Origin of the sequence: Rhodococcus sp. (in: high G+C Gram-positive bacteria) (genome assembly GCF_049591685.1) — a bacterium.
In the GTDB taxonomy this organism is placed as follows: domain Bacteria; phylum Actinomycetota; class Actinomycetes; order Mycobacteriales; family Mycobacteriaceae; genus Rhodococcoides.
In genome coordinates this window covers 1-5,748 of the sequence record NZ_JBAWFH010000546.1, presented here as the reverse complement: position 1 = coordinate 5,748, position 5,748 = coordinate 1, and the positions used below count along the sequence as shown (strand labels likewise).

Here is a 5,748-nt window from a genome sequence, read left to right as displayed (position 1 = left end):
GTGCTGGACAGACTGCGGTCCCCGGTCCGAGGCGCGCGCGCCGGGCCGTACCCTGGAGGGGTGGAAACGAGTGACCTGAACATGCAGAGGAGCTACGAGGTACGGACGCACGGGTGCCAGATGAACGTGCACGACTCGGAGCGACTCGCCGGGCTGCTCGAGGAGGCCGGGTACGTGCCGGCCGATGCAGGCGACGACGCCGACCTGGTGGTGTTCAACACCTGCGCCGTCCGGGAGAACGCCGACAACAAGTTGTACGGGAACCTCGGCATGCTGCGACCCGCCAAGACTCGCAATCCGCGGATGCAGATCGCGGTCGGCGGATGCCTTGCTCAGAAAGACCGCGACACCGTCGTGAAGAAGGCCCCCTGGGTCGACGTGGTGTTCGGAACGCACAACATCGGTTCTTTGCCGGTCCTTCTCGAACGCGCGCGGCACAACGAGACGGCACAGGTCGAGATCCTGGAGTCTCTCGAAGCATTCCCGTCGACACTGCCCGCGAAGCGTGAGTCGCCGTACGCGGGGTGGGTGTCCATCTCCGTCGGGTGCAACAACACGTGCACCTTCTGCATCGTGCCCGCCCTGCGCGGCAAGGAGATCGACCGTCGCCCGGAAGACATCTTGGCGGAGGTGCAGGCTCTGGTGGACCAGGGAGTTCTCGAGGTCACGCTGCTCGGGCAGAACGTCAACGCTTACGGTGCGTCGTTCGCCGATCCCGCGCTTCCACGCGACCGTGGGGCGTTCGCTTCACTGCTGAAGGCGTGCGGAACGATCGACGGTCTCGAGCGAATCCGGTTCACCTCTCCGCATCCGGCGGAATTCACCGACGACGTCATCGAGGCAATGGCGACGACACCTAATGTGTGTCCGACCCTGCACATGCCGTTGCAATCGGGCTCCGACCGCATCCTCAAGGCGATGCGTCGCTCCTACCGACAGTCCAAGTTCCTCGGCATCATCGACAAGGTCCGCGCCGTGATGCCCGACGCCGCCATCACCACCGACATCATCGTCGGCTTCCCCGGGGAAACGGAAGAAGACTTCGAGCAGACACTCGAGGTCATGCGTCGCGCAAAGTTCGCCAACGCCTACACCTTCCAGTACTCCAAGCGGCCGGGGACTCCAGCGGCGGAGATGGACCAGCAGGTGCCCAAGGAAGTGGTGCAGGAGCGCTACATCCGGCTCATCGCGCTGCAGGAGGAGATCGTCCTCGCTGCCAACCGTGAGCTGATCGGTTCGGAGGTCGAGGTGCTCGTCGCCACGGGTGAGGGCCGCAAGAACGCAGCAACGCATCGCAAGAGCGGACGCGCCCGCGACGGTCGGCTCGTCCACTTCCGGGCCGAAGAGCACCAGGTTGCGGCCATTCGGCCGGGTGACATCGTGCATACCACGATCACCGCGGCTGCGCCCTATCACCTCATCGCCGACGCGGGCGTTGTCGCGCATCGGCGCACCGCGGCCGGCGATGCATACGAGCGCGGAACACTTCCCAAGACGGCTCCCATCGGTGTCGGACTGGGGTTGCCGACCATCGGCGCCCCCGAGCCGGTGCCCGTAGCGACAGGATGCAACGTATGAGCGACAGCACCGGACCCGATCACAGTGCGCCCGACTACAGTGCGCCCGACTACAGTGCGCCCGACTACAGTGCACCCGACTACGACACGGCCGAGAAGCGCATCGACTCGGAGATAGATCCCGGCTCGCGCGCAGTCGTGGTGGCGGTTCTGGTGCTGCTGATTCTGCTGACGTTCGCGCTGCCACACACCGGGGGAGCGAGCGGCTTCGAGGTGTTGACGGGCAGCGACGAGGCACGAGACGAAGCAATCGCATTGCCCTCGCGGGTGTTCCTCGGCCTGGTCGGCGTGTTCGCCGTCGTGATGTCCATCCTCGCCCTCGTCACCCGGGTATGGGCATTGGCGTGGGTGGCGCTGGCCGGCTGCGCTGTCTCGTCGGTCTACGGCATGCTTGCCATCTGGTCTCGGCAGACCCTGCCGGCCGACTCACCGGCAAGCGGGCCCGGCATCGGCCTGGTGCTCGCCTGGATACTCGTTGTCGCGTTGACTTTCCACTGGCTCAAAGCCGTATGGAACAAGACCAACCTGCAGCTCGCAGCGCAGGAGCGCCGGCGCGCCGCGGCAGCCGAGAACGAGCAGAGCTCGCGGTGGGACGGACCGGTCCTCGGCCGCCCCACCGACCGCGAGCGCTGACCAACTCAGCTCGAGAGTCGCAGCGTTCAGAGTTCGCCGACCGCACCCTCGGCAGCTTCGGCCCATTCGCGCCACTGCTGTGCCTGCTCGAGCGCACGCTTGGCGTCCTTTTCCTTGCCGGCCGCCGTTGCCTTGGCCGCCTGCTCCTCGAACTGAGCAACGCGCTCACGAAACTGCGCAGCGCGGGCAACAGCTTCGGGGTCGCTGCGGCGCCACTGAGCATCGACTGCGTCGCGGACGGACTTCTCGATTGCGCGTAGGCGACCCTCGAGATCCTGCATCTTCTCGCGCGGCACCTTCCCCAGTGCGTCCCATTTTTCCTGAAGGTCCCGCAGCGCAGCGCGGGCCGCGTCCAGGTCTCCACTCGGATCGAAGTTTCCGTACTTGGCGAGCAACTCTTCCTTGGCGACGGCGTTGGCGTCGAACTCGGCATCACGCTCGGATGCGGCGGAGTTGCGCGCGGCGAAGAACACGTCCTGTGCTGCCTTGAAGTTCTTCCACAGTGCGTCGTCGGCGTCCCGTGGTGCCCGGCCCGCTGCTTTCCATTCGACAAGGAGGTCACGGAACGCCGCGGCGGTCGGACCCCAATCGGTCGACGACGCCAGGGCCTCGGCCTGCGTGACGAGTTCTTCCTTGCGCGTCTTCGCTGCGCCCCGCTCACGATCGAGGTCCGCGAAGTGGGCTCCACGTCGTCGGTTGAAGTTTTCGCGAGCCTTCGAGTATCGCTTCCACAGTGCGTCGTCGACCTTGCGGTCGACTCCGCGGATCGTCTTCCACTCGTCGAGAATTTCGCGCAGTCGGTCGCCTGCGTGCTTCCACTGAGTCGACTCACTACCTATCTGCTCGGCTTCGGCAGCGAGTTCTTCCTTGCGCGCCGTGTGCGCGGCGCGTTCTCGTTCCTTCTCGTGACGCGCCGCAGCGGCCGCTGTCTCGGAGTGCTCCACAACCTGCTGCAAACGCCGCGACAGTGCGTCCATGTCGCCGATGACCGATGCCGTCGGCAGCGTTTCCGCGAGGGCCTGCGCAGCAGCCTTTGTCTTCTTGGCGTCACCCGACCCCGCAGTGAGGCGGGCCTCGAGAAGTGCGATTTCCGTCGACAGGTCGTCGTAACGGCGACCGAAATGGGCGAGACCTTCCGCGGCATCGCCTGCCTGCCACGAACCGATCTGGCGTTCCCCGTCGGCGGTTTTCACCCATGCAGTGCCGTCGTCGTCGACGCGGCCGAACTTGCTCGGATCGCTGGGCGGGGCAACCGTCGGCGTGACGGTGCCGGCGTGAGACGAGACGGGATGCGGTTTGGCCACACCCGACTGAGCCGGTCGCGGCGCGCCAGGACGGGGTGCACCTGGACTGGGCACACCTGGACGAGGGCCGCCGCCGGGTTTCGGGCCTCCTCCCGGCTTCGGACCGGGTGTGGGGCCGGCGGGTCGGGGACCGGAAGGCTCGTGGGCCGCTGGCTCGGGTGCGCCGGTGCTGTTGCCGCTGGGATCGGTCATTGTTCCTCGTCTCTGCCGCGCGTCACGGCTGCCTTCTCGCGTTGTGATGGTTTTGCCCGTCGGCACCATCGCGCTCGGTGCCTGCATATCCGACCATTCAAACAGGTGCGGACCCGATAGGTGGTCTCGTACGCGGATTCGCATCGACTGTGTCCTCACTCATCACCGTCGGCGCCGCCGCGTCGTATCGGGCGCACGTAGACCGGCTAGCGTTGAGCATCGTGTTGAGTGCCGTGGCCCTGGTGCCGTCCCCGCCCCTCCTTGTTCCCGAGCTGACCGGCCGCGGTGTGCAGGAAGCTGCGGCGTTGCGCACGGCTGCCCTCGCCGCCGCCTCGTCGCTGGCGAAGGTCGCCGACCGATGGGTCGCCGTCGGTGTCGCTGTGTCCGACGGAGTCGTCACCGCCGATGTACGCGGCAGTTTCGCGGGCTACGGCGTCGACGTTCCGGTGTCGCTGTCGCCGACCGCAACCCGATTCGATGCCGAACTCGCGCTACCAGCATTGATAGCCGGATGGCTTCGCGGCAAGACCGCACCACGCAGCGAGGTCGAGGTCGTACTGGTGACCGCCGACGGAACGGCGGACGACCATGCGCGAGTCGGGAGGGATCTGCGAAAGCGATTGGACGAGGACGATCGATCGTGGGGTCTGCTGGTCGTCGGGGATGGTGCGTCGACGCTCACAGCACGCGCGCCCGGGTCTTTCGACGACCGAGCCGGTGAGGTTCAGGAGCGCATCGACAACGCCCTCGCTGCGGCAGATCCGATCGCACTCGCCGCACTCGATGCCGGGTTGTGCGCCGATGTCGGCGTAAGCGGCCTCGCCGCGTGGCAGACCGCGGTGGGAGTCGTCGCGGGCGACCGCGTCGAACCCCGAACCCTGTACCGCGAGGCACCGTTCGGCGTCGGATACTTCGTCGGCACCTGGACAGTTGTCCCCGGTGAAGCGGTGTCCGGTGAAGCGGTGTCCGGTGAAGCGGCTGGGGGAGCGAACCGGTGACCGACGTTCGGCCCATCGCGGTGATTGGACCGACGGCAACCGGCAAATCGGATCTCGGACTGGATCTGGCCGAGGCGCTGGGCGGCGAGATCGTCAACATCGACGCGATGCAGCAGTACCGGGGAATGGATATCGGAACCGCGAAGCTACCAGTCGCCGAACGCCGGGGAATCCCGCACCACAGGCTCGACGTACTCGACGTGACCGAGACGGCAACCGTCGCGCGGTACCAGCAGGCAGCCGCGGTGGACGTCGAGGCCATTGCAGCGCGCGGCAAGGTCCCCATCATCGTTGGGGGCTCGATGATGTACGTGCAGTCGTTGCTCGATCAGTGGGCCTTTCCCGCGACCGACCCGGAGGTACGGGCGCGCTGGGAGCAGGTGCTCGCGGACGGCGGGACCGAGGCCGTCCATCGCGCCCTGGCGGAACGCGATCCCGAGGCCGCCGCGTCGATTCTTCCCACCGACGGTCGACGATTGGTGCGGGCACTGGAAGTCGTGGAGATAACGGGTGAGCCGTTCGCAGCGTCGGCGCCGACCATCGGTGCGCCGAGGTGGGGTACCCGCCTTCTCGGCGTGGATCGAGACACCACCGAACTCGACGAGCGCATCGCGCGCCGAACCGAGCAGATGTTCTCCGGCGGGCTCGTCAACGAAGTGCACGCCCTGATCGGCGCAGGTCTGCGCGACGGCGTGACAGCCTCGCGTGCAATCGGGTACGCCCAGGTTCTGAACCATCTCGACGGAAACTCGAACCTCGATTTCGCCCAGGAACGCACGTTCATCGGCACTCGGCGGTACGTGCGGCGCCAGCGTTCGTGGTTTCGGCGCGATCCCCGCATCCGTTGGCTCGACGGCGCCGACCCGCACCTGCGCTCGAGCGCGCTCAGTGCCGTCGAGGAGCGAAGCTAGAAGTGGTCGTCGAGGAGCGAAGCTAGAAGTGGTCGTCGAGGAGCGAAGCTAGAAGTGGTCGTCGAGGAGCGAAGCTAGAAGTGGTCGTCGAGGAGCGAAGCGAGAAGTGGTCGTCGAGGAGCGAAGCTAGAAG

5 protein-coding genes are annotated in these 5,748 nt (G+C 66.7%); 4 read left to right on the top strand and 1 reads right to left on the bottom strand.

The annotated features are described in order from the left end of the window. Positions 1-81: 81 nt before the first annotated feature. The gene (miaB, locus tag WBQ44_RS22405) at positions 82-1,578 is read left to right on the top strand and encodes a tRNA (N6-isopentenyl adenosine(37)-C2)-methylthiotransferase MiaB (RefSeq protein WP_495568861.1); all 1,497 of its coding nucleotides are present in this window, start codon (positions 82-84) and stop codon (positions 1,576-1,578) included. Then, positions 1,566-2,210 (top strand): Rv2732c family membrane protein, encoded by a 645-nt coding sequence (locus WBQ44_RS22400; RefSeq protein ID WP_495568860.1) that lies wholly within the window; start codon positions 1,566-1,568, stop codon positions 2,208-2,210. Before miaB ends, WBQ44_RS22400 begins: the two co-directional genes overlap by 13 nt. A 26-nt stretch (positions 2,211-2,236) precedes the next feature. Here the strand turns inward: WBQ44_RS22400 and WBQ44_RS22395 are convergent, their stop codons facing one another. Then, positions 2,237-3,706 (bottom strand): DUF349 domain-containing protein, encoded by a 1,470-nt coding sequence (locus WBQ44_RS22395; RefSeq protein ID WP_495568859.1) that lies wholly within the window; start codon positions 3,704-3,706, stop codon positions 2,237-2,239. Positions 3,707-3,783: 77 nt separating this feature from the next. On the opposite strand from WBQ44_RS22395, the gene WBQ44_RS22390 reads away from it, so the two are divergent. Both WBQ44_RS22390 and miaA read left to right on the top strand, forming a co-directional pair. Next, a complete protein-coding gene (locus WBQ44_RS22390; RefSeq protein ID WP_495568858.1) occupies positions 3,784-4,704 on the top strand; it encodes a class III extradiol ring-cleavage dioxygenase family protein in 921 nt (306 codons plus the stop codon). Next, positions 4,701-5,615, top strand: a complete 915-nt coding sequence (miaA, locus tag WBQ44_RS22385; protein WP_495568857.1) for a tRNA (adenosine(37)-N6)-dimethylallyltransferase MiaA — start codon at positions 4,701-4,703, stop codon at positions 5,613-5,615. Before WBQ44_RS22390 ends, miaA begins: the two co-directional genes overlap by 4 nt. Positions 5,616-5,748 lie beyond the last annotated feature (133 nt).

Excerpts from the sequence above, each read along its gene's own strand:
- WBQ44_RS22395 (WP_495568859.1), bottom strand. The coding sequence starts at position 3,706 with ATGACCGATCCCAGCGGCAACAGCACCGGCGCACCCGAGCCAGCGGCC.
- WBQ44_RS22400 (WP_495568860.1), top strand. The coding sequence starts at position 1,566 with ATGCAACGTATGAGCGACAGCACCGGACCCGATCACAGTGCGCCCGAC.
- miaB (WP_495568861.1), top strand. The coding sequence starts at position 82 with ATGCAGAGGAGCTACGAGGTACGGACGCACGGGTGCCAGATGAACGTG.